25 protein-coding genes are annotated in these 22,441 nt (G+C 65.7%); 15 read left to right on the top strand and 10 right to left on the bottom strand.

Annotation, left to right across the window (positions count from 1 at the left end):
* The first annotated feature begins 95 nt into the window (after positions 1-95).
* Both LRC39_RS09320 and LRC39_RS09325 read left to right on the top strand, forming a co-directional pair.
* The gene (locus LRC39_RS09320) at positions 96-965 is read left to right on the top strand and encodes a hypothetical protein (RefSeq protein WP_346297049.1); all 870 of its coding nucleotides are present in this window, start codon (positions 96-98) and stop codon (positions 963-965) included.
* 186 nt (positions 966-1,151) lie between these two features.
* A complete protein-coding gene (locus LRC39_RS09325; protein WP_011157358.1) occupies positions 1,152-1,568 on the top strand; it encodes a MucR family transcriptional regulator in 417 nt (138 codons plus the stop codon).
* A gap of 7 nt (positions 1,569-1,575) precedes the next feature.
* Here the strand turns inward: LRC39_RS09325 and LRC39_RS09330 are convergent, their stop codons facing one another.
* The gene (locus LRC39_RS09330; protein ID WP_346297050.1) at positions 1,576-2,316 is read right to left on the bottom strand and encodes a 3-oxoacyl-ACP reductase family protein; all 741 of its coding nucleotides are present in this window, start codon (positions 2,314-2,316) and stop codon (positions 1,576-1,578) included.
* A gap of 81 nt (positions 2,317-2,397) precedes the next feature.
* Between LRC39_RS09330 and LRC39_RS09335 the strand changes: the two genes are divergently transcribed.
* Entirely contained in the window at positions 2,398-3,030 is a 633-nt protein-coding gene (locus LRC39_RS09335; protein ID WP_346297051.1) for a TetR/AcrR family transcriptional regulator, read from the top strand.
* 121 nt (positions 3,031-3,151) lie between these two features.
* Positions 3,152-3,763 carry a DUF6456 domain-containing protein gene (locus LRC39_RS09340; protein WP_346297052.1) on the top strand — a complete coding sequence of 204 codons (612 nt, stop codon included), beginning with the start codon at positions 3,152-3,154 and terminating at the stop codon, positions 3,761-3,763.
* Between the two features lie 28 nt (positions 3,764-3,791).
* Here the strand turns inward: LRC39_RS09340 and LRC39_RS09345 are convergent, their stop codons facing one another.
* Both LRC39_RS09345 and LRC39_RS09350 read right to left on the bottom strand, forming a co-directional pair.
* Positions 3,792-4,220, bottom strand: a complete 429-nt coding sequence (locus LRC39_RS09345; RefSeq protein WP_346297053.1) for a SufE family protein — start codon at positions 4,218-4,220, stop codon at positions 3,792-3,794.
* 115 nt (positions 4,221-4,335) lie between these two features.
* Positions 4,336-4,758, bottom strand: coding sequence for a DUF5330 domain-containing protein (locus LRC39_RS09350; protein ID WP_164573256.1), 423 nt, complete (start codon positions 4,756-4,758; stop codon positions 4,336-4,338).
* A 406-nt stretch (positions 4,759-5,164) separates the two neighbouring features.
* On the opposite strand from LRC39_RS09350, the gene LRC39_RS09355 reads away from it, so the two are divergent.
* From LRC39_RS09355 to LRC39_RS09365, 3 genes are all read left to right on the top strand, one after another.
* Positions 5,165-6,994, top strand: coding sequence for a PAS domain-containing sensor histidine kinase (locus tag LRC39_RS09355; RefSeq protein WP_346297054.1), 1,830 nt, complete (start codon positions 5,165-5,167; stop codon positions 6,992-6,994).
* A gap of 76 nt (positions 6,995-7,070) precedes the next feature.
* Positions 7,071-7,784 carry a peptidoglycan-binding domain-containing protein gene (locus LRC39_RS09360; protein WP_346297055.1) on the top strand — a complete coding sequence of 238 codons (714 nt, stop codon included), beginning with the start codon at positions 7,071-7,073 and terminating at the stop codon, positions 7,782-7,784.
* A gap of 132 nt (positions 7,785-7,916) precedes the next feature.
* Positions 7,917-8,258: a DUF1491 family protein gene (locus tag LRC39_RS09365; protein ID WP_346297056.1), complete on the top strand. Its 342-nt coding sequence runs from the start codon at positions 7,917-7,919 to the stop codon at positions 8,256-8,258.
* A gap of 127 nt (positions 8,259-8,385) precedes the next feature.
* Here LRC39_RS09365 and LRC39_RS09370 read toward each other — a convergent pair whose 3' ends face one another.
* The 3 genes from LRC39_RS09370 to LRC39_RS09380 form a co-directional block, all read right to left on the bottom strand.
* Positions 8,386-9,360 carry a DUF2336 domain-containing protein gene (locus LRC39_RS09370; RefSeq protein ID WP_346297057.1) on the bottom strand — a complete coding sequence of 325 codons (975 nt, stop codon included), beginning with the start codon at positions 9,358-9,360 and terminating at the stop codon, positions 8,386-8,388.
* 152 nt (positions 9,361-9,512) lie between these two features.
* On the bottom strand, positions 9,513-10,592 hold the full coding sequence (locus tag LRC39_RS09375; protein ID WP_346297058.1) for a polysaccharide deacetylase family protein: 1,080 nt from the start codon (positions 10,590-10,592) through the stop codon (positions 9,513-9,515).
* A 79-nt stretch (positions 10,593-10,671) separates the two neighbouring features.
* On the bottom strand, positions 10,672-11,202 hold the full coding sequence (locus LRC39_RS09380) for a hypothetical protein (protein WP_107343829.1): 531 nt from the start codon (positions 11,200-11,202) through the stop codon (positions 10,672-10,674).
* A 179-nt stretch (positions 11,203-11,381) separates the two neighbouring features.
* On the opposite strand from LRC39_RS09380, the gene LRC39_RS09385 reads away from it, so the two are divergent.
* The 3 genes from LRC39_RS09385 (at position 11,382) to LRC39_RS09395 (ending at position 13,411) form a co-directional block, all read left to right on the top strand.
* Positions 11,382-11,582: a hypothetical protein gene (locus tag LRC39_RS09385; protein ID WP_346297059.1), complete on the top strand. Its 201-nt coding sequence runs from the start codon at positions 11,382-11,384 to the stop codon at positions 11,580-11,582.
* Positions 11,583-11,599: 17 nt separating this feature from the next.
* Positions 11,600-12,382, top strand: coding sequence for a hypothetical protein (locus LRC39_RS09390; RefSeq protein WP_346297060.1), 783 nt, complete (start codon positions 11,600-11,602; stop codon positions 12,380-12,382).
* Between the two features lie 147 nt (positions 12,383-12,529).
* The gene (locus LRC39_RS09395) at positions 12,530-13,411 is read left to right on the top strand and encodes an oxygenase MpaB family protein (protein WP_346297061.1); all 882 of its coding nucleotides are present in this window, start codon (positions 12,530-12,532) and stop codon (positions 13,409-13,411) included.
* Positions 13,412-13,491: 80 nt separating this feature from the next.
* Here the strand turns inward: LRC39_RS09395 and LRC39_RS09400 are convergent, their stop codons facing one another.
* The 3 genes from LRC39_RS09400 to LRC39_RS09410 are packed head-to-tail and all read right to left on the bottom strand — an operon-like array spanning position 13,492 to position 16,953.
* Positions 13,492-14,061, bottom strand: a complete 570-nt coding sequence (locus tag LRC39_RS09400) for a DUF1254 domain-containing protein (protein WP_346297062.1) — start codon at positions 14,059-14,061, stop codon at positions 13,492-13,494.
* On the bottom strand, positions 14,058-14,636 hold the full coding sequence (locus LRC39_RS09405; RefSeq protein WP_263991277.1) for a DUF1214 domain-containing protein: 579 nt from the start codon (positions 14,634-14,636) through the stop codon (positions 14,058-14,060). The genes LRC39_RS09400 and LRC39_RS09405 overlap by 4 nt, the downstream gene beginning before the upstream one ends.
* Before the next feature lie 43 nt (positions 14,637-14,679).
* Positions 14,680-16,953, bottom strand: coding sequence for a transglycosylase domain-containing protein (locus LRC39_RS09410; RefSeq protein WP_346297063.1), 2,274 nt, complete (start codon positions 16,951-16,953; stop codon positions 14,680-14,682).
* A 270-nt stretch (positions 16,954-17,223) separates the two neighbouring features.
* Between LRC39_RS09410 and LRC39_RS09415 the strand changes: the two genes are divergently transcribed.
* Both LRC39_RS09415 and LRC39_RS09420 read left to right on the top strand, forming a co-directional pair.
* Entirely contained in the window at positions 17,224-17,736 is a 513-nt protein-coding gene (locus LRC39_RS09415) for a YcgN family cysteine cluster protein (protein ID WP_119018422.1), read from the top strand.
* Positions 17,737-17,788: 52 nt separating this feature from the next.
* On the top strand, positions 17,789-18,532 hold the full coding sequence (locus LRC39_RS09420) for a sulfite exporter TauE/SafE family protein (RefSeq protein ID WP_263991281.1): 744 nt from the start codon (positions 17,789-17,791) through the stop codon (positions 18,530-18,532).
* Between the two features lie 293 nt (positions 18,533-18,825).
* Here the strand turns inward: LRC39_RS09420 and LRC39_RS09425 are convergent, their stop codons facing one another.
* Complete coding sequence (locus LRC39_RS09425; protein WP_011157376.1) at positions 18,826-19,341, bottom strand: MarR family winged helix-turn-helix transcriptional regulator; 516 nt, start codon at positions 19,339-19,341, stop codon at positions 18,826-18,828.
* A 79-nt stretch (positions 19,342-19,420) separates the two neighbouring features.
* Here LRC39_RS09425 and LRC39_RS09430 point away from each other — a divergent pair, with 79 nt between their 5' ends.
* The 3 genes from LRC39_RS09430 (at position 19,421) to LRC39_RS09440 (ending at position 22,279) form a co-directional block, all read left to right on the top strand.
* Positions 19,421-20,659, top strand: coding sequence for a cytochrome P450 (locus tag LRC39_RS09430; protein WP_346297064.1), 1,239 nt, complete (start codon positions 19,421-19,423; stop codon positions 20,657-20,659).
* A 9-nt stretch (positions 20,660-20,668) separates the two neighbouring features.
* Positions 20,669-20,989, top strand: coding sequence for a 2Fe-2S iron-sulfur cluster-binding protein (locus LRC39_RS09435; protein ID WP_346297065.1), 321 nt, complete (start codon positions 20,669-20,671; stop codon positions 20,987-20,989).
* Between the two features lie 75 nt (positions 20,990-21,064).
* Complete coding sequence (locus LRC39_RS09440; protein ID WP_346297066.1) at positions 21,065-22,279, top strand: ABC transporter substrate-binding protein; 1,215 nt, start codon at positions 21,065-21,067, stop codon at positions 22,277-22,279.
* Positions 22,280-22,441: the final 162 nt, after the last annotated feature.

A 22,441-nucleotide genomic window follows, 5' to 3' on the forward strand; every position in this document is an offset into this window, starting at 1 on the left:
TGTTCGCAAAGGCCTGAGGCGATTGCCGATCTAGGACGGATGACGCTATCGTAACGCGGGCTACCGAGGCGCTCCGCCCCGGAGTGGAGTACAGCATGATATTGCTTCTGGTCGCCGGCATCGTCTTCCTGCTGGCCGGAGCGGCGTCGATCATCATCGGCGTCCCGGTCAAGGAATTCAGCTTCGGCAACACGTTGATCCTGTCCGGCGTGATCGGCTTCTGCACCGGTGCGCTGCTGCTCGGCCTGTCGGCGGTGATCCGTGAGCTGCGGTCGATCGGCGCCGGCCTCGGCACCGAGGACATCGAGACCAGCGTTACCCGGGCTCCGGAGCGGACCGCGTTTCCCCAGCCGCCGGCTGCGGGCGCCGACAGTGATGCCCTGTTCCCCGGCGACCGGTCGGAGCCGTCCGTGCCGCCTCAGCCGCTCTCGCCCGCTGCTGAGCCCGCAGGCGTGATGCCCTGGCAGGAGGAGGCCGCAGCGCGCGACCGGCTGCGCCAGCGGGCTGCGGCGCCGCTCGAGATCAAGCCGCCACCGCCACCACCTTCTGCGCCGCTCGACACGTCGTTGTCCGAGTCCGAGGACGAGCAGACGCCGCCGAAGCGGCGCAATCTGCTGTTCGCCTCGTCCCGCCGCGAGCGGGAGCGCGCGGCGCAGGCCGGCGGCGAGGCGCCGGCCGGCGATCTGCTGGGGGGCGCTGCCCGCAATTTCGAGGATGCCTGGCCGCGCAAGCGGTCCGCAGCGGCGGGCGACGAGACGCCGCCGGAACGGTCCGGCCTGCTGGAGCCGACGCCGGCTCCGCGCAGTGAGGAGATGCAGCAGGTCACCGTGCTGAAATCCGGCGTGGTCGATGGCATGGCGTATTCGCTGTATTCCGACGGCTCGATCGAGGCGCAGATGCCGGAAGGCATGATGCGGTTCGAGTCGATCGACGAACTGCGCGAGCATCTCGAACAGCGCAGCTAACGCGCGGGTTCGTCTGTTGGTCTACCTTGCTGGACTGCACCACCCTAAATAGACTTCGGTATTGGCAAGGTTAGATTCGCCGCGTGGCGGCGATCTGCAAAATACCACCGAGTATCCCGACAATTTGACCAACGCGCCCGCGGCCTGCCGCGCGGCGCGTTTCGAACCGACGACGAAGGACGGCCGATGAGTGACACCCCAGGCAAGAGCTACATCGAGCTGACCGCGTCGATCGTCTCGGCTTATGTCAGCAACAATGCGACCCAGGCGAGCGAGATCCCGGCGCTGATCGGTCAGGTCCACGCCGCGCTGCAGCGGCTGTCGGCGGGTCGCCCCGAAGTGGCGCCGCAGGAGCCGGCCAAGCCGGCCGTTCCGGTGAAGAAATCAGTGACGCCGGAATATCTGATCTGCCTGGAAGACGGCAAACGCTTCAAGTCGCTGAAGCGGCATCTGCGTACGCAGTACAAGATGACGCCGGAGCAGTACCGCGAGAAGTGGGGACTTCCCGCGGACTACCCGATGGTCGCACCGAACTACGCGGTGGAGCGCTCGCAACTGGCCAAGAAGATGGGGCTCGGCCAGCAGCGCCGCCGGCGGAAGTAATTCTGAATCAAGCCGAGAAGCCGGCGTCCGCGGTGATCATTGCGCCGGTGATCAGGGCTGCGGCCGGACTTGCCAGGAACGCGACCACGGCGGCGATCTCCTCGGGCTTGCCATAGCGCCCGAGCGCCGTCAGGGCGCGGAGCTGGTCGGCCTGCTCGCCACTCGCCGGGTTCATGTCGGTGTCGATCGATCCAGGCTGCACCAGATTGACGGTGACGCCCTGCGGCCCGAGCTCGCGCGACAGGCCGCGCGTGAATGCGTGCAGCGCCGACTTGGTCATCGCGTAAACGGTCGAGCCGGCGAACGGCACCCGCTCGGCGAGGGTCGAACCGACCGAAATGATCCGTCCGCCCTGTCCGAGGTGAGGGATCGCGGCTTGCGACGCGAGCACCACTGCGCGCACGTTGATGTTCAGCAGCGCATCGATGTCAGCGAGGCTGAGCTCGGTGATCGGACCGACGCGGCCGATACCGGCATTGTTGACCAGGATGTCGAGGCCGCCGAGCTTGGTCGCAGCCTCGTCCACCGCGGACTTCAAGGCTGCCGGATCGGCGCTGTCCGCCTGAAGCGCGCAGCCGCGACGTCCTTTGCCCTCGATCACGCGCACGACCTCGGCCGCACGTTCGGCTGAGCGTTCATAGGTGATGGCGACGTCCGCGCCCTTGGCGGCCAGTTCCTTCGCAATTGCGGCGCCAATGCCGCGCGAGGCTCCGGTGATCAGCGCCCGCTTACCCGTCAGCTCAACCATGTCACCCTCTTTTCTGTAGTAATCGATATATAATTCCTAGGCGAATTGCCGGAGGTGGGCAAGCGATTTATATAGCGGTTGATGCAGAAATCAGATCCGCCCTTCGACGATCGCCCCGCACGGCCACGCGGAAGGCCCCGGACCTTCGACCGCGCCCGTGCGCTGGCGGAGGCCACCCGGCTGTTCTGGATCAAGGGTTATGAGGCGACCTCGATCGCCGATCTGACCGAGGCGATGGGAATCGGGGCGCCAAGCCTTTACGCAGCGTTCGGCTCCAAGGAGGCGCTCTACGCCGAGGCGCTGCGACACTACGAAGCCAATTACGAGCAACTGGTCTGGGGCCGCTTCCACACTGCGCAGACCGCGCGCGAGGCGCTGGAAGCTTTTCTGCTCGACTCCGCCTCCGCGCTGACCGGGGCGCCTGACGATCATCCGCTCGGCTGCATGGTCACGTTGTCGGCCGTGGGCAGCGAAGGACACGCCGAACTGGGCGAGATGGTGTGCAGCGCCCGTGCGGTCACGCTGCAGCGCCTTGAGGCGCGCCTGGGCGAGGCCGTTGCGGCGGGCGAGCTGCCGGCGTCGGCCGACATCCATGCGGTCGCCCGGCTCTATCAGGCCGTCCAGGCCGGCATGTCGATCCTGGCCCGCGATGGTGCCAGCCGTGCCGAGCTGGAGGCGGCGGCCCGCCATGCCTTGGCTCGCTGGGACCCATGATCGCCGAGCAGGTTGCCGGTTGAGGAAAAAAATCCGAACGTGAGGGCTCTGCGCTGTTGCCGTGGCGGCTTCGATATGTGAATATTTTCCTAGTTGGGAATCTGGGAAAGGTCGGACCGAGATGCAGGTCAAACGTCGCGGACGGAAGTCCACCACACCACACGCGCAGGGCAGGGCCGAAGTCGACAGCTTTCGTGCCGGTCATCTGGAGCTCACCGAGCGCGACATCATGACGGCCGACGGGCTAGCGCGCGTCACCATGGACGACAGTGAAAGCCCGCTGGCGTGGCTAGCCCGCCGCAAGGGGCGGGATGGGCGGGCACTGATCAGCGCCGAGCAGTTCGTCGCCGGCGAGCGGCTGCGCGCCGACTTCACGCGCGGCAACCTGACACCTCGCATCACATCGAGCTGGGGGGCGCCCACGGGGCGCTCGGGCGGCGGCGGGGCCGGGGAGATGACCGATCTGGTGGTGGCGGCGCGGCAGCGCGTGCAGCTGGCGCTGGAAGCCTGCGGGCCGGAGTTCTCCGGCATCCTGCTCGACGTTTGTTGCTTCCTGCGCGGGCTCGAGGATGTCGAGCGCGAACGCGGCTGGCCGTTGCGTTCCGCCAAGGTGGTGCTGCAGCTCGCGCTGGACCGGTTGGCACGGCACTACGGCCTTGCACCGCGGACCGCAGAGGCCGAGCCGCGGCTGCGAAGCTGGCTGGCGGACGATGCCGCGTTTGTGGTGCCGTGAGGCGGCGGATCAGCCGCCCGCAGTCGGGTCAGGTCGAGGCGGCGAGGGTCTCGCGAGCGTCGGCCTTGATCCGCTCGATCATCGAACGCAGACCGTTGGAACGCTGTGGTGTCAGGTGTTCGCGAAAGCCCAGTTCGTCGAACACCGCGATCGGTTCCGTCGCCAGGATCTCCTTCGGCGTATGGCCCGACACCAGCGTCAGCAGAATTGCGATCAGACCACGGACGATGTGCGCGTCGCTGTCGCCGAGATAGCTCAGCACCGGCTCGCCGTTGGCGTTATGCGACAGCGTGCGCGACAGCCACACCTGGCTGGCACAGCCTTGCACCTTGTTGGCGGAGGAGTGTTCGTCCTCGGGCATCGGCTCGAGCATGCGGCCGAGTTCGATCACGTACCGATAGCGGTCGTCCCACTCGTCGAGCAGCGCGAAATTGTCCCTGATCTCGTCAATCGTCATCGTGACCCGTATCTGTCGGTAGCGGTTCGCTCGCGATGGAACCTGTACCGACAGATATATGGGTTCGCAGGCGGTCGAAAGCGAGAATCGCCTGCTCCGATGGTCGTGGATTGCCCTAATTGGTGGCAGTGGGCTTCGCGACCGCATCGGTCGATGCGGTTTCGGCGCCGGGCAGCTTCCACTCGATTTTCAGATCTTCCGCCGTCAGCGTGTCGCGCGGCGCGAGCGACGGATCGGGCGCATCGGCGCCGCCGATGGCACCGGTCGGTTCGCCGCGCTTCTCGGTGATGATCTGATACAGCTTGCGCGCGCCTTCCTGCGCGCGATGGCCGATCACCGTTGCGGCCTGTTCGCCGACTTCGCAAGCCGCCGGCTGGCGCTTGCAAAACTGACTGAAGTCCGACACCGCGGCGCTCGCTGCAGATACCGCCTCCGAGGCGCCGATCTGCGGCAGCTTCTCCGAATCCGGTGTCGACTCGCGCGGCAGAAACACTAGGACCACTCCGATCCAAAATGCCAAGCGAAGCAGAAAGAACATCTCGCGACCCCGTCGTCCAAATCCCCGTTGCGATTGGTCTCGCAATCGAGCTCCGTCGTAGCGAAGGTCAATGAATTCGAAGTGGATCGGTTACTTACAATTCGAGTGAAATCGGCCGAAAACACCGCCGAGCCGATTCGGCGTAAATATTCGATTGACGTTGCACGCTTTCTCACCGCGCACGCTGTTTGCGTCCACCAATTCGAAACCATATCGCGGCGGTCGCTGAAACCATGCGTTCACCATTCGGGTTGAATGCAGTGCGCCGACGCGCGGAGAAGCGGCCGAACGCGATCGTCTGCGGTCGCCTTAGTGTTCGTTTAATGTCGCTCTGACAGGTTCGGCCAACCACACGTGAGGCGCCACAATGCCTCCCGTTACGAGGCGACCAGCGAGCGCGAGAAGCGTGGCAGTATCCAGGATCATCGGTGAATGTCTCGATGCATTGCTGCATCCGTCGGCGCGCTATGACGCGCTGACGACTGCACGGCATCGTGCGTTCCTTGCGCCGCGTCTGCTCGGAAGCCTCGCCGCCTTCGCGGCCTTTCCACTGTATCTGGTTTTGCGTGGCGCCCCGACGGCGCTCGAGGCAGCTGCGTTTGCGTGGCTGATTGCGCCTATTCTGGTGGCGTGGTTCCTGTCGCGCACTGGGCGCTACGAGCAGGCGCACTTTCTGTCGTCGCTGGCGCTGACTGCGCTGGTGATCGGCGTCGCCGCCCAGACCGGTGGCATTCAATCTTTCGCGGCCGTATGGCTGGTGGTGATCCCGATCGAAGCGGCGCTGTCGGCCTCGCGGCGCGCCGTGATGTTCGCGGCGTCGCTGGCACTCGGCGGCGCGGCTGTGCTGATCGGGCTCGGCCTGTTTGGCGTTTTGCCGGTGCAAACCGCCGGTGCCGCATCGACCGCGACGCTCGCAGCGTTCGGTATCACCTCGGCGGCGCTGTATGCCTCCGGCCTTGCTTACGGTGCGGTGTGGCTGGCGCGGACCAACGGCGCGTTGCTTAATGTCGAGGAAGAGCGCTATCGGCTGCTCGCCCGAAACATGAGCGACGTCATCTCGCGTCACAATCGTAACGGCGCGGTTCGCTTCATTTCGCCGGCGGCCGAGAACCTGCTTGGCACGCCGGTAGCTCGGCTCGCCGAACACGGCCTGTTCGATCGCGTTCACGTCGCCGATCGTCCGGCTTACTTGAAGGCCATGTCTGATGCGGCGCGCGGCCGTGAGACCGGCAGCGTCGAATTCCGCATTCGCCGCGAGGTCGCGCGCGACGAGCGTGGCCGGCCGTCGGCCGCTGAATTCGTCTGGGTCGAGATGCGCTGCCGGCCGCTCGAACCCAGCCTCGCCACGACCGCCGTCAATGCAGGCGAGACGGAAGTCGTCGCTGTGATGCGCGACATTACCGAGCGCAAGATCCACGAGCAGGCGCTCGACGAAGCGCGCGCCGAAGCCGATCGCGCCGATGCCGCCAAGAGCCGCTTCCTCGCCACCATGAGCCACGAGCTGCGGACACCGCTGAACGCGATCATCGGTTTTTCCGACCTGATCCTGCAGGACGACGTGCTGATGCTCGGCCCGGAGCGGCGCAAGGAGTACGCGCAGCTCATCAACGATTCCGGTCAGCATCTGTTGTCGGTGGTCAACGGCATCCTCGACATGTCGAAGATGGAGTCCGGCTCGTTCGAGATCGTGCCGGAACCATTCGCGCCGCGCCCGGCACTGCTCAACTGCTGCAATCTGCTAGCGCTGAAGGCGCGTGACAGCGGGATCGATCTCGTCACCCGCGCGCCGGAAAACCTGCCGGAAGTCGTCGGCGACCCGCGCGCGTTCAAGCAGATCCTGCTCAACCTGGTATCGAACGCGATCAAGTTCACCGAGCGTGGCGGCACCGTCACCGTCTCGGCTGCGGTCGAAGGCCCCCGGCTGGTGCTGCGAGTCACCGACACCGGCGTCGGCATCGCCGAAGAAGATCTGAAGCGCCTCGGCGATCCGTTCTTCCAGGCTGGAAAGACCTATCAGCGCCGCCACGAGGGCACCGGCCTCGGGCTATCGATCGTCAAGAGCCTGGTGCGGATGCACGGCGGTGAGATCGAGGTGCAGAGCCAGATCGATTGTGGCACCACCGTTACGGTGTCGCTGCCGTTGGCGTTGCCGGCAGCGAGCAACGTCACGACGTTGAACCCGGCGATGACGACGGACACGCCGGCGACAGACTACCAGGTGAAGAAGAGTGCCTAAGACGCGAAAGGACGATGCACCGCGGCGTCGCGGTGCGGCGGCAGCCGTTGCGGACAGCGAGGAGCGTGGATTTGCGATGCGACTGATGCTGTCGAGCCCGAAGGATTTCGTCGCGGCGATGTTCGCCTCGGCCGCGGTGATCGCGATTGTGACTAATGCGATCTTCATGCAGGCGGGCCAGCATCCTTCACCGATGTTCGGCAAGGCTGTGCCGTCCGCGTCGGTCTCGATCGTCACGCTGCCGCGGCCACGCCCGGTCGACGCCGAGTCGCGTGCCGACACCAAGGTGCTCGATCAGAAGCTGCTCGAACCGACCGTGACCGAGCTGAAGCCTTCCGAAGCCAAGGTCGAGTCCAAGCCGGTCGAAGCCGCAAAGCCGGTGGAAGCACGGCCGGTCGAGGTGCGCCCCGTCGAGGCGAAGGCCGCCGACACGCGTCGGCCGGAAGCGCGCCCGGTGCGCGGCCGTGCCGCCGAAGATCCGCTCGGCAATCTGGTGCGCGCCACCGCGCCGCACAGTGCTGCCTCGTCGGTCAATGCGCCGCGGCCGCCGGCTGCGATCCCGAGTGGTGCTAGCGAGGCCGCCGCTCCGTCGTCGCGCCGGGTCGCGTCGGTGCAGCGCGCGCTGACGCAATATGGCTATGGCCAGCTCAAGCCGACCGGCACCGCCGGCTCCGACACCCAAGCCGCCATCGCTCGCTTCGAACGCTCACGCAACCTGCCGGTCACGGGGCAGATCTCCGACCGCGTCGTCCGCGAGCTTGGACTGATGATCGGCCATCCGATCGACTAGTGCGAAGTCGACAACGGCCGTCTGCCCGAAAGACACCGCTGTCGCTTCTCTTGATTTTGGGTGGACGTAGGCCTTGACGGCGATCACCGCTTCCGATTTGCGCCAATCTCAAAATCCTCTACAAGCCACCCCATGAGACTGAAGAGTGCGATTTGGGTGTCGGCTTACTTGCGGCGCTGCCAGACCGAGGGCCTGTTCGGCGCGGTGCGTCGGCGTGGGGCCGAGGACGCGGGAGCGGTGTTCGTCAAGGTCGCGACCTTGGACGGACAGGCTATGCTGTACGTGCCGGCGCCGCAGACCGCTTACGACGACGAGCGCCCATTCGAGCGTGTGTTCGTGCCGGCGTCGCAGGCGCCCCAACCCGAAGCTGACGTCGAGGCGCGTCTCGCCAAGGAAATCCGGTTCGATCCCGACGTCTGGATCGTCGAAACCGAAGACCGCGCCGGGCGGCACTTTCTCGATCTGGCGAAGTAATCGGAGCTGTTCTGCCGCGCATGCCGGGCTCGACCTTGGCATCCACGTGTTGGGAGAAGCCGCGGATGGCCGCGGTACCGCCGGCCATGCCGAGAATTACGAACTAAACGACTTCCAATGAGGCGCGCTAACCGCGCGTCGTGCCGGTGCGTGGCGTCCAGATGGCGCCAGGCTGGACCGCAGGGCGGGCCTGCGGCGTTGCGCTGCGGGCGCGCTGCCGTTCATCGTCGTAAAGTGCCGCGCGATATTTGGCGCGCGTGGAAGCGACGGTGGCACCGCGCCAAGCCGCCAGCATGATCAGCGCCGCGCGTTCGCTCAAGCGATCGTAAAGTCGCGACAGCCGGTACACCCACTCGACTGACGAGCCTTTGACCGGGTCGAGGAACATCAGTACCTGCTCGAACACCTGGCTTTTGATCGCCAGCGCCTTCAGGGCGCAGGCGAGCGCTTCACCGCCTTCATCGAACACGACGCGCTCGGCCGTCGGGGCCGTGAGCAACAGTGCGTCACCGAGTTCGGCGGTGAAGTTCTCGACGTCGGACACATAGGCCGCCATGTGCAGTACTTCGATCGCCCGCATCGCCCGCGGCAGATGAATCCGCGCCGCAGGGCGCAACGGCGTCTCTGCAAGATTGTAGAGGATCTGCGTTCGCTCCTGCGAACTCGCCGAGAAGAACATCTCTGACAGCTGCGCAGCATCTTCCGGCTGCATCGACAGGCTGGACGCGCGCTGTTCGGCTTCGGTCGGAATACGCGGCGCCGGCCGCGCCGGAGCTGCGGTATCAGCCGGGGGGATCGGTGCGGCTAAAGGCACGCGCTGATCGGTTGAGGGCGATAGCGACAGCCGCAGCGCGATGGCGCGCGGGGTGTGCGGATAGATCGACAGCCGGGCGCGTACCACCGCGCGGGTCGCATCGTCGACCTCGTCGATCAGCCGCGATGTCAGCTCGACGAACTGCCGCTCTTCCTCGTCAGTGTGCGACGGGCTCTGCACATACAGATCGGTCAGCACCCTGAGCAGCGTCGGGCGAATGTCGACGCCTTCGCGGCGCGACAGCGACATCAGCCCGTCGTATCCGGGAAAGGGTGTGAACGTTGTCATGGCGGTGCAAAATGGTACGAGTTACCGGAAGCTTAGCCCCGTCGCTTTAACAGCCAGTTAAGCTCAACGGTTTGTTAAGCAGGTCGGAGACGCAAGAACGGGCGCTTGAAGCGCCCGTTCTGTCGAAGTCACGATTTTGGTAGCAGCCGCTGCTAATCGACGGTGCGGATCACGTTGGCGATCGGCTTTGCGGTCGAAGCGGTCGGTTGCGCTGGCGCGACCTGGGCGTCGTACTCCGGCAGCGTGGTCACCCGGTCCTTGGCGGTGATGAACACGATCCTGTAGCCGCCGGCCTTGAGCTGCGCGAGCAGCTCGGGCAGGGCCTGCGCGGTCGACTTCTGGAAGTCGTGCATCAGCAGGATGCCTTTGCCGGCCTTCTTGAGCTTGGCCATCACCCCGTTGATCAGCTGATCCGGCTTGTGAATTCGGAAGTCTTCGGAGTCGACGTCGATCGAGAACGTCGCGATGTTGCGCTCGCCGAGATACGCCTTCAGCTCCGGCGTCTGGCGCAATTGCGGGAAACGGAAGAACGGCGCGGTCGGCTGTCCTGCGGACTGCACCACGCCGCTGATGCCCTTCTCGATTTCATTCTTGGCTTCGGCGAACGGCTTGCTGGCGAGATTGACGTGTGACCAGGTGTGCGAACCGACGGTGTGGCCGGCGGCGATCACCTGCTTGAGGATCGCCGGGTGCCAGCTCGCATGCTTGCCGATCGGGAAGAACACCGCCTTGACGCATTGCGCCTCCAGCGCTGCCAGCACCGCGGGGGTGTTTACCGGCCACGGGCCGTCGTCAAAGGTCAGGGCGACTTCGCCGGGCTGCAGGAAGTCGTAGTCGCGATACTGCGACATGCCGAGACCCGGGCCGCCTGAGGTGTCGATCTCGACGGTGCGCGAGATGCCCAGCGCGTTCGGATTGCTGCAGGCCTGCCGCACCGGGGCCGGCGCCGGAGCCGTCAGCGCGGCGGGCTTGGCGGTGATCGCGGGATCAGCGGCGGTCGCGCGGGCCGGCTGGATGTTCGGAGCAGGGCTCTGCGCTGCACGGGGAGGCGTGCCGCCGGGCGTAGGCCAACGCGCAGCAATCGTGCCGGTGGTGATTTCTTCCGAAGCGGACGGAGCGCGGGCGGCGTCGATCTTGGAGGGGGTGAGGGTAAACCACGCGCGGCCGGCACCGAGCCCGACCAGAACAGCCAGCGTGCTACAGCCGGCCGCCAGCACCGCAAATTTACGCATCGTCAACTCCCACACATACTAGCCGCTTGCCCCAGCGAACTTGGTCGCAAATTGGTTAAGCAGCGGTATGCAATTTGAGCTATCTGCGCGGTTTGATGCGTTTGCGTTGCGATTTGGTGGCGCGAGGTTTGCCGGCTTTGCCGCGCGAGGCATGGGCGACGGGCCGCGATCGCGCGGTTGGCCGCTCGGCGGTGTCCGCCGGCTGCGCCTGGGCGAAGGACTGCCGCAGGCTGTCGAGATTGGTGCCGATCTCTCCGACCTGTTCGGACAGTTTCTTGGTCTCGCTGCGCTGGGCGGCGACCAGTCTTTCGATCTGCGCAAGCTGATCCTGCAGCGCCTGCAGTTGGTCGATCGATTGCTGCTGCGTCAGCTCCAGACCCTTGGTGCGCTCCACCAGCTGTTCGGAGGTTTGCGCCACTCGGGCCTGAACCTGACGGCCGGCGGCGACACGTTCCTGTTCAGGGCTGGTGCCGGTCGCAATGCGCCACAGAAAGATGGTGCCGATCCCGGCGATGATCAGAAGCAGGGCTGCGGCCGCAATCGCGATCGGCTGGGGGCCGAGGGCGGGGAAGCGACTAGCGCGCAGATCGGATGGCGGAATCTCGATCATGGAGGTCACAAGCCTCACGTCGACGTCAAGTTCCCGTCCCCAGGGGCTTCAAAGCTATCATCCCACCCGTGACGGTTGCAACCGCCGACGGCTCCGCCATTAACAGTGCATTAACCATAACGGCTCCTTAATGCGACGCACCGTGATCGGGTCGCAGGAAAGGACGCGGAGAGACCGGTATGGGCACCATCATTGAATTTCCGGCGGATGCGGCATCGCGGCGGCCGGGCTCGCCCATGGTCGCGCCGTCCGATCGCTCCGCCACCGTGACAATCCTCCCGGTGATCCGGATCGAGCGTCACGCCGATGCCAGCAGCGACGGCGGGCCCAAACAGGGCGATGCGCCCGGCCGGCGTCGCCGCCGCCGCGCCCGCTCCTGAACCGAAGAAGCTTATCGATGTCCGCGGTCGGCCGTCCGGTCCTGATCCAGGGCAGGGCCGCCCGAACGGTTCTGCTCCTTCCCACCCTTGCGGCTGTCTTGCTCGGCGGCTGTGCTGGCGGTGATTTCGGACGCACGAGGCGCGACTTCGTCACCGACGACATGCATCGCTGGATTGGCGCCGAAGCCACCGGCAGCATCGGCCTGCAGGCGTCGGCGTTTCAGCTCACCGACCAAGAGCGCAACATGCGCGATATGGCGTACCCGCTTATCGAGGCGCCGCATGCACGGCCCGCATGGAAGAGCGTGTTCGGTGATTACCAGCCGATCGCCGCGCCGTGGCGGCAGCAGCCGCCGTTTGATCGCACCGCCTACGGCAAGCTGCTGATCGACGAGCCGCATCGTTCGCACTCATCCCGCTACAACGAGCTGATCCAGGACGTCCGCAACGACCTGACGATGATCGAGCCGTTTCAGTTCACCGCGGCGCGGGTGCTCGAACTCGACCAGAAGCGCAACGCCAGTCTAAAATACATCGCCGATCTGTCGCCAAATGAGCGCGCGGACGCAGTGGCGCGGATGGAAGAGAATTCGCTGATCGTACAGTGGGTGCAGCAGTGCCTGCGCCGGCGCGCGTCGTCGTATCGCTGGGCGCTGGAGCGGCTGGTGATCATGGCGCCCGACGGCATCGCCGCTGACGCCGACCGCCTGATTGCCGAACTGGAATTGCAGGCCGCCAATCTCGGCCAGTTGGCCAAGCCCGCTGCGCCGCAAAGTGGGGCAGTCGTGCGGAAGGGCTGAGGCGCAATAGTTCACACGTGATCAGCGATATCGCGCCGCATCATCGATGGCGATGTCGTATATCTGCCACTGTCTCCCAGCTTCTCTACGCAAGACCGCGCTTCCTCCCGCGAACCACTCTGCGCGTCGCTTTTGGAGGAAGCGCTGATGATCGACTCTCTTGAACCGCAGGTGACGACTGCCGATGGATTGAGCGTGCCGGACGGCGCGCCCGAATTGGCAGAAGCACAGCGGACAGTTTGGCGCCTGGCTCACATCGACTTTCCGTGGGACATCAACAAGGCGCTGGAATTTGCGCTGCTACGCACGTACGCGGTGCCGTCGATTTCAGGCCTGCTGGCGCGGACGGGTGAATTCTCCGAGCGCGTGTCGAAGCGATACGACGACACCGCACTTCTGATCCGCGAGGTACTGCGCAACGGCCTCGACAGCGATCGCGCGCGCCGCTCGTTCGCGAGAATCAATGCGATGCACGGACGATATCGCATCGCCACGGACGACTACCTCTACGTCCTGTCGACCTTCGTGTTTTCGCCGATCGACTGGGTCGGCCGCTTTGGCCATCGGCCGATGACCGAGACCGAGCAGCATCTGTGGTTCGTCTATTGGAACGAGTTCGGTCGCCGGATGGGCATCGATGGCCTCTATCCGGATATCCACTCGTTTCGCGCGTTCGCAGACGATTTCGAGCGGACGCGGTTCGTCTATGCGGAGTCGAACCGGCTGATCTCCGAACGCACGATCGATCTCGTGCTGTCGGATTACTTCGTGCCGCAGATTCTGCATCGCGGCGGACGGCAGGTCGCGCTGGCCATCACCGACCGGCCGTTGGTCGAGGCATTAGGGTTCTCCTATCCGTCGGCGCCGCTGCGCGTGCTCGCGCTCGGCGGGCTCGGATTGCGCCGTGCGATCCTGAAGCTGCTGCCGAAGCGTCGGGCACCGAAGTGGCAGGAGATCGGCGGCCGCACGTATCCGGAAGGCTACAATATCGAGGAGCTGGGCACGTTTCCGCGCACCAAGGGCGCCTGACGGCTTTGGTGCTACGCGTGGTTCGATAAACAAGGGAGTGCCGCGAGCGAGACCGCGGCTCGCCTTGTCTATCGTGGCGATTACGACTGCGACTTCGCTGGCGGCTCCGACTGCACCTTGCAGGTCGCTGCTTTCAGCGCGGCGCGGGCTTGCGGCATTAAGCCTGGCTCCGAGGCGAGCGCCTTCATCACGATCAGGCCGGTTGGAGTGGGCGAGTCGATGATCAGGCGGTCGGCCGAGGTAACGTCTTCGTCTTCCGGCAGCTCGGCATGCTGCTCGGCGGTCATCAGATCGAGCTCGATCACCTTGCGGCCGGCGGAGCGATCGTTGATCGCGTAGTAGGCGACTTCGCTGCGGGTGTAGAACGACACTGCGGTGTAGGCTTGGCTCACCGGCACCGCCAGCTTGATCGGTCCTTTCGACAGATCGTAGCGGCACACCGCCATCGCGAACGCCGGATCGAGCAGCGGCAGCGGCGCGTTGTCGGGCGTGATGTCCGGCAACTGCGTCACCGTGTTGACCTGGGTCAGCGGTGCCAGCCGGGCGTAGGCGTCCTGGCCGGCGATCCGCGGCAGCACCAGGACGGTGACGAGATGCACGATGCCGCCGAGGACCAGTCCGGCAATGATGGCGATGGCGAAGCGGATCATGGGCAGCCGATGGTAGCGACCGCCGGCATCGGCGCGTCGCGTTGGGTCCGGGTGGCGATGCCGACCGGGGTATCGTACAGCCGCAGCATCAGCCAATAGCGGTCGACGCCGCCGGTCGGCAGCCAGTTGCCACCGCGGGCGCGGGCCGCGATCCGGATGCTGAACTTGCCTTCGGCGTCGCGAATGATCTCCTGGCTGGTGAAGCCGTAGCGCTCCAGCGTATTGGCGACCAGATTGCCTCGCGGATCGTAGAGCGTCAGCGTCCAGAACCGCGCGGCGGGAGTGACACCGCTGATCTCGACGTCGCAGCGGCCGTCGAGCGGGCGCTTGTTATCGTCGGTGGTGGCGAGGAACGAGATGCCGTCGCCGGCGCCGACCGGCAGCGCGCCGCTGCGCACGATCGCGGCGCGGGCGTAAGGATCGACCTCGGAGGTGCCGACCCGCGGCCGCGCCGTCCAGGCGCCGATCGTCAAGGTGCCGAAATCGGTGCCGCGCGTTGCGGTGATCCAGGTGGCACCGATGCCGACGCCAGCGGCGATCAGCAGGGCCAGCAGAGTGAGGACGATCAGGCGCACGTCGCAGCCATCCCCGATGTCATCGTCAGTCGCATCGCCGCGCTCAATTCTTCTGGGCCGCCGCCGGGGCGGAGCCGGGCGAGGCCGCGGCCATGCTGTCAGTGAGGCCCACCGTGCCGGTCGATACCTTACGGCCGGTCGCCGGTGCAGGGGCGGAATCGAGTGCACGGCTAGTTTCGTCGAGCATCTTCTCCACCCGCACCAGGATCTCGGCGCCGCGCCGCGTCAGCACCGGTGGCGGTGCCGCTTTGACTTCGGCGCTCTCGGCGCCCGCCGCGCGTTCGCCCGGCGTCGCCGGCAGCTTCTCGCCCATGCCGACGCCGGCGAGTTCCTTGACCTCCACGCCCTGATGCGCCGCCACCATGATGTCGTGCCAAGTTTGTGCAGGCAGCGAGCCGCCGGTCATCCGGTTAGTCGGCGAGTAGTCGTCGTTGCCGTACCATACCGCGCAAGCGAAGTTGCCGGTGTAGCCGACGAACCAGGCGTCGCGATAGGCGTTGGTGGTGCCGGTCTTGCCGGCGGCCGGAATGCCGTCGAGCCGCGCGCGCCGTGCGGTGCCCTCGGTGACGACATGGCTCATCATCCCGGCCATATCGGCGGCGATGTTGGCCGGGATCGCGCGCCGCGGCTGCGGGCCATCGCGGTCCCAGCGCCACACCAGGTCGCCGGCGCCGGTGCGGATCTCCAGCACCGCGTGCGGCTTCACCGCCATGCCCTTGTTGGGGAAGGTCACGTAGGCGACCGCGTGCTCGACTACGGTGACTTCGGTCGAACCGATTGGCAGCGAGGGGGTGTCTAGTAGCGGCGCGGTGAGGCCGAACCGGCGCGCCACCTCGACGATCTTGGCGCGGCCCTTCTTGGCCGAGTCCCACTGGTTCTTCGGATTGCCGCCGATCGCGATCGACAGCTTCACCGGCACCACGTTGATCGAGCGGGTGATCGCCTGAGTCAGCGTTACCGAGCCGGAATAGGAGTGGCCGTAGTTCTGCGGGCACCAGTTGCCGAGGCAGACCGGACCGTCGACCACGATCGAGGTCGGCTTGAAGCCGTTCAGCAGCGCCGTGGTGTAGACGTAGGGCTTGAACGACGAACCCGGCTGGCGATAGGCGTCCACCGCGCGGTTGAACTGGCTGGAGCCGTAGTCGCGGCCGCCGACCATCGCGCGCACGCCGCCATCGAGATCGGACACTACGGTGGCGGCCTGGGTCGCGTGATAATCGCGGCCGAACTGCCGGAGCTGATTCTCGATCGCGCTCTCGGCGGCGCGTTGCACGTTCATGTCGATCGCGGTGCGGACCACGAACACGCGCTCGGTGTAGGACTTCGGGAAGGTGTCGACGATCTTGCGGACTTCGTCGAACGCCCAATCGAGATAGTAGTTCGGCGAGTTCTCGTCGCGGCGGTCGACCACCGAGGCGGGGTTGCGACGGGCGCCGAACACCTGGCCCTCGGTCATGAAGCCGGCGTCGACCAGATTGTCGAGCACCTGGTTGGCGCGGGCGCGGGCGGCGGGGAGGTTGATGTGCGGGGCGTATTTGGTGGGCGCCTTGAACAGGCCGGCGAGCATCGCGGCCTCGGCGAGGTTCACGTCGCGCACCGACTTATTGAAGTAGAAGTGAGCCGCGCCGTCGGCGCCGAAGGTGCCGCCGCCCATATAGGCGCGGTCGAGATACAGCTTCAGGATCTCGTTCTTGGTCAGCCGGGTTTCCAGCCAGATCGCCAGGAACGCTTCGTTGATCTTGCGTTCGAGCGTGCGCTCGTTGGACAGGAACAGGTTCTTGGCGAGCTGCTGGCTGATCGACGAACCGCCCTGGCGCACGCCGCCGGCCTGGGCGTTGGTGACCAGCGCGCGCAGCGTACCGGCGACGTCGATGCCGAAATGATCGTAGAACCGGCGGTCCTCGGTCGCGAGCGTGGCCTTGATCAGGTTGTCCGGGAAGTCCTCGAGCGGGATCGCGTCGTTGTGCTTGATGCCGCGGCTGCCGATCGGATTACCGTAGCGGTCGAGGAAGGTAACGGCGAGGTCGGACTTCTTCAGCCAGTCCTCGTCGGAGGTTTCCCGGAACGCCGGCTGCGCCAGCGCCAGCAGCGCGACGAGGCCGAGCAGTCCGATCGAGGCAGCCTCCGACAGCGGCTCGATGAACACCCAGCGCTTCCAGCCGCCGACATAGAAGCGGTCCATGTAGGTCGAGAACCGCTCCCACAGCTCTCTGATACCGACCGCCGATGAGAACAGCGTCGAGTCGAGCCGGGCGTCCAGGTCCAGAAACCAATTCCGGATCCGCTGCTTCCAATTGTCTGGCAGAATCTTCGGCACCGGGTTCGACCAATCACATCAGCACGCCGCACAGGCGCTGTTCGTCTTGCGCAATGTTGCGGCGATCGCAAGGCGAGGGCGGGCGACCTTTGGGAATCTGATTCCTTCTACCCGAGCATGCCCGATAAACCAATGGTCGTGCAGGATTTTTCGGTGTAGCCGAAACCACCGCGGGTGTTCCGGACCCAGCCATGCCGGCTAAGCGCTTGCGCCGCCGGGCAAACTCCCCCTAGAACGGCGGCCTCACCACCGCAAAGCAGCATCCAAGGCATGACCGCGCGCCCCAAGAAGCCGTCCGCGCAAGACGGTTTCTTCTGGAAGACCAAGACGTTGGAACAGCTCTCCCCGACCGAATGGGAGAGCCTGTGCGACGGCTGCGCGCGCTGCTGCCTGGAAAAGCTCGAGGACGAAGACACCGGGCGGATCTATTTCACCGAGGTCGGCTGCCGGCTGCTCGATGCGGGCGCCTGTGCCTGCCGGGACTATCCGAACCGGTCGGACCGGGTGCCGGACTGCGTGCGGCTCACTCCGAAAGAGGTTCGCGAGCTGACCTGGCTGCCGCCGAGCTGCGCCTACAAACTCGTCGCCGAGGGGCGCGACCTGTACTGGTGGCACCCGCTGATCTCCGGCGATCCGAATACCGTCCATGAGGCCGGCGTCTCGGTGCGCGGGCGGGTGGAGCGCACCGAGACCGAAATCCCGGTCGAGGAGCTGGAAGATCACATCGTGTCGTGGCCGGCGCTGCTGCCCAAGCGCGCCAAGCTCAAGCAACGGCCGAGGTAGCCCCTTATCTCGCTGCCGGCGGCGCCCGCCGCCGCTGTATTGAAGGACTTGCATGACCGCGCTGATCATCATCGCCGTCGCCGGCCTGTGGGCCGGCGTTCAGAACACGCTCGCGGGCGGCGGGTCGTTCGTGACCTTGCCGGCGCTGCTGTTCGCCGGGATGACGCCGCTGTCGGCGAATATCACCTCCACGGTCGCGCTGTTTCCCGGCCAGCTCGCTTCGGGCTACGCCGGCCGCGGCATGGTCCGCGGCGTCGGCGAGGTCAGCTTCCGGGCGCTGGTGTTCACCAGCCTTGCCGGCGGTGCGGCCGGTGCGCTGCTGCTGCTGATCACGCCGCCGACGGTGTTCGCCAAGATGATCCCGTGGCTGGTGCTGTTCGCCACCGCGATGTTCGCGTGGGGCAGCTTCGGTCGCAAACCGAGTGCGCAGGCGCGGCACGTCGGCGCACCGGTGCTGATCGGGATTCAGTTTCTGATCTCGATCTATGGCGGTTACTTCGGCGGCGGCATCGGCTTTCTGATGATGGCTGCGCTGTCGATCGCCGGCATGACCGCGCGCAACGCCGGCGCCACCAAGAATGCGCTGGCGGCGGCGATGAACGCCTCGGCGGTGGCGATGTTCGCGTTCTCGCCCGAGGTGAAGTGGCTGGAGGCGCTGGTGCTCGCGGTGTCGTCGACCGTCGGTTACTTGCTCGGCGTCTGGGTGCTGCGCCGGGTCAACGAAACCATGCTCAGAATCGGCGTCGTCGTGCTCGGCCTCGCGCTGACGATCGGGCTGTTCTGGCGGCAGATGTAGCCGGCCAATGCCGGTTACTGATCCAGAACCGGCATCCAAAACTTCATTGGTGACTCATCGGTGATGCACGGAGCTTGTTCGCGCTTGCGAACGAGCCCGTCGCGCGTGCCGAAACACGCGCCAACTTATTCGTTGCCAAGGCAACTGATCTGTGAGAATTGTTCTGAACAAGAGCGACCCAGTCGCCGGTTCGGGGAGGAGCCATGCTCGGCAGCACAGCGGCCGGCTGTCGCGGAGACGTGTCCGCGATCAGGCGCAAGCAGGATGCACGGCGTGGAGCGCCGCGCGGCGGTTCAGGTGGTTTCGCCGGTGACCGCGCCGAGATTGTTGTGCAGCCGGCGCAGCAGATCGATCAGCACTTCCTGCTCGTCCGCACTCAGGCACGACATCAGCTTCCGTTCGCGCTCCAGCGCGGCGACGATCACCTTGTCATGGGTGGCGCGGCCCTTGCCGGTCAGCGAGATCGAATGCGTGCGGGCGTCATTCGGATCGACGCGGATGGTGATCAGCCCGCGCGACTGCATGTCGGACAGCGTGCGGCTGACCGGTCCCTTGTTGAAGCCGATCACCTGACAGATCCGTGCCGCCGAAATGCCGGGCTCGATCGCCAGCAGCGACATGATCCGCCATTCCGTGACGTTGACCCCGAAATTGCCCTGATAGAACGCCGTGGCGCTGTTCGACAGTTTGTTGGCGATGAAGGTGATGAACGCCGGAACGTAACGCTCCAGATCGAGCGTGAGACCTTCGGGGCTCGGCGCGGCCGCGGCAGATCGCCGGGATTTTGGCGGGCGGGATGCACCAGTCATGGGGATGTCGGCTGCGAATGCATGCGCCGACATAAGGACATGCCACGGCATTTCACAAGTGGCGATTGAGGAGGACAACATGACCACGGCTCCCTCATCGGTGCCGGTTACCACGCCGTCCCAGCACGGCGCGGGTATTCCGCATCTGGGTATCGATCCGTTCGCGCTGGACTACTTCGCCGATCCCTATCCGGAGCAGGAGACGCTGCGCGAGGCGGGCCCGGTGGTCTATCTCGACAAGTGGAATGTCTATGGCGTCGCCCGCTACGCCGAAGTTTATGCGGTGCTTAGCGATCCGCTCGCCTTCTGCTCCAGCCGCGGCGTGGGCTTGAGCGATTTCAAGAAGGAGAAGCCGTGGCGGCCGCCGAGTCTGATCCTCGAGGCCGACCCGCCGGCGCATACCCGCACCCGTGCGGTGCTCAGCAAGGTGCTGTCGCCGGCGACGATGAAGCGGCTGCGTGACGGCTTCGCGGCGGCGGCGGACGCCAAGATCGATGAACTGCTGGCCCGCGGCGGCAATATCGATGCGATCGCCGACCTCGCCGAAGCCTATCCGCTGTCGGTGTTTCCCGATGCGATGGGCTTGAAGCAGGAGGGGCGCGAGAATCTGCTGCCCTATGCGGGTCTCGTGTTCAACGCGTTCGGGCCGCCGAACGAACTGCGGCAGAGCGCGATCGAACGCTCGGCGCCGCATCAGGCCTATGTGGCCGAGCAGTGCCAGCGGCCGAACCTCGCGCCTGGCGGTTTCGGCGCCTGTATCCACGCCTTCAGCGACACCGGCGAGATCACGCCCGAGGAGGCCCCGCTGCTGGTGCGGTCGCTGCTCTCCGCAGGCCTCGACACCACCGTCAACGGCATCGCGGCGGCGGTGTATTGCCTGGCACGTTTTCCGGACGAGTTCGCGCGGCTGCGCGCCGATCCGTCGCTGGCGCGCAACGCCTTCGAAGAAGCGGTGCGGTTCGAGAGCCCGGTGCAGACCTTCTTCCGCACCACCACACGTGAGGTCGAACTCGCCGGAACCACGATCGGGGAGGGCGAGAAGGTGCTGATGTTCCTCGGCTCCGCCAACCGCGATCCGCGGCGCTGGGACGATCCGGACCGCTACGACATCACGCGCAAAACCTCGGGTCATGTCGGCTTCGGTTCGGGCGTGCACATGTGCGTCGGTCAGCTGGTTGCCCGGCTGGAGGGCGAGGTGGTGCTCGCCGCGCTGGCTCGGAAGGTGGCGGCGATCGAGATCGCGGGGCCTTTGAAGCGCCGCTTCAACAACACGCTGCGCGGGCTGGAAAGCCTGCCGATCCAACTGACGCCTGCCTGAGAGAGCACCATGCCGAGTATCACGTTCATTCTTCCCGATGGCGAACGCCGCACCACCGAGGCTGCGGTCGGCGACACTGCGATGTATGTCGCGCTCAGCCTCGGGCTCGACGGCGTTGTCGCCGAATGCGGCGGCAATGCCGTGTGCGCGACCTGTCACGTCTATGTCGAGCACGGACTCGAGAAGCTGCCTGCTGTCGCGGGCGATGAGGACGATCTGCTCGACGGCACGGCCGCCGAGCGGCTGCCGAACAGCCGGCTGTCGTGCCAGATCAAGCTGTCGTCCGATCTCGATGGCCTGATCTTGCGGATTCCGGATCGTCAGGTCTGAGCAGCGCTACCGTAGGGGGCAATGACCCGCTGCGGCCCACTCAACAAACAATCAAAACACCGAGGGAGAAATCAAATGACACCAACCAAGGGCCTGCTCGGCCTTGCGGCCGCGTGCCTGTTGTGCGGCACTGCCAACGCCGAGATCTCCGGCAATGTCGTGCGTGTCGGCGTGCTCAACGACATTTCCGGCATCTTCCAGGACACCAACGGCATGGGCTCGGTCGAAGCGGCGCGGATGGCGGCCGAAGACTTCGCGGGCGGCGGCAAGAACATCAAGGTCGAGATCGTCTATGCCGATCACCAGAACAAGGCCGATGTCGGCAACGCCATCGCCCGCCGCTGGCTCGACAACGAGGGCGTCGACGCCATCGTCGACGTGCCGAATTCGGCGGTCGGGCTGTCGATCAACACGCTGCTGCGCGGCACCAAGATGACGTTCCTGGCGTCGTCGACGGCGAGCTCCGATCTCACCGGCAAGGCTTGCTCGCCCAACACCATCCAGTGGGTCAACGATACCTGGGCGACCGGCAACACAACCGCCGCGGCAATGATGCAGCGTGGCGGCAAGGACTGGTACTTCATCACGGTGGATTACGCGCTCGGCAAGGGCATTGAAGCCGAAGCCGCCAAGTACATCGAGGCGCATGGCGGCAAGGTGCTCGGCTCCGCCAAGCATCCGCTCGGCACGTCGGACTTCGCCTCGTTCCTGCTGCAGGCGCAATCTTCGAAGGCGGGCGTGATCGGCCTCGCCAATGCCGGCGGCGACACCATCAACAGCGTCAAGCAGGCGGCGGAATTCGGCATTCAGCAGAGCGGGCAGAAGCTGGTCGCGTTCCTATTGTTCATCAACGACATCCACGGCATGGGCCTGAAGGTGGCACAGGGCCTCCAGCTGATGGAAGCGTTCTATTGGGACACGAACGACGACACCCGCGCCTTCGCCAACCGGTTCGCGCAGCGGCCCGGCATGAACGGCAAGATGCCAAGCGGCAACCAGGCCGGCGTCTATGCCTCGACCTTGGCCTATCTCAACGCCGTCGCGGCCACCGGAAGCGACGATGCCAAGGACGTCGTCCCGCAGATGAAGAAATTCAGCGGCAAGGACAGACTGTTCGGCGACGTCACCATCCGTCCGGACGGCCGCGTCGTGCACCCGATGTATCTGTTCGAGGTGAAGAAGCCGGAGGATTCGAAATATCCTTACGACTACTATCGCCTGGTTTCGACGATCGCCGCCGACAAGGCGTTCCGCCCGATCGCGGAAGGCGGGTGTGAGCTGGTGAAGTAGTATGCTCCTAGGCTGAATTCGAGACGCGCGGCATGCCGCCGGCCGTGCCACGCAAAGCCGTCATCCCCGCGAAGGCGGGGATCCAGTATCGCAGGGCAGCTGCTTTTAGCCGCGCGCTAACTGAGCGCGGATGACAGCAGAGCTCTGGGATACTGGGTCGCC

Origin of the sequence: Rhodopseudomonas sp. P1, from assembly GCF_039642825.1 — a bacterium.
Lineage (GTDB): Bacteria > Pseudomonadota > Alphaproteobacteria > Rhizobiales > Xanthobacteraceae > Rhodopseudomonas > Rhodopseudomonas palustris_H.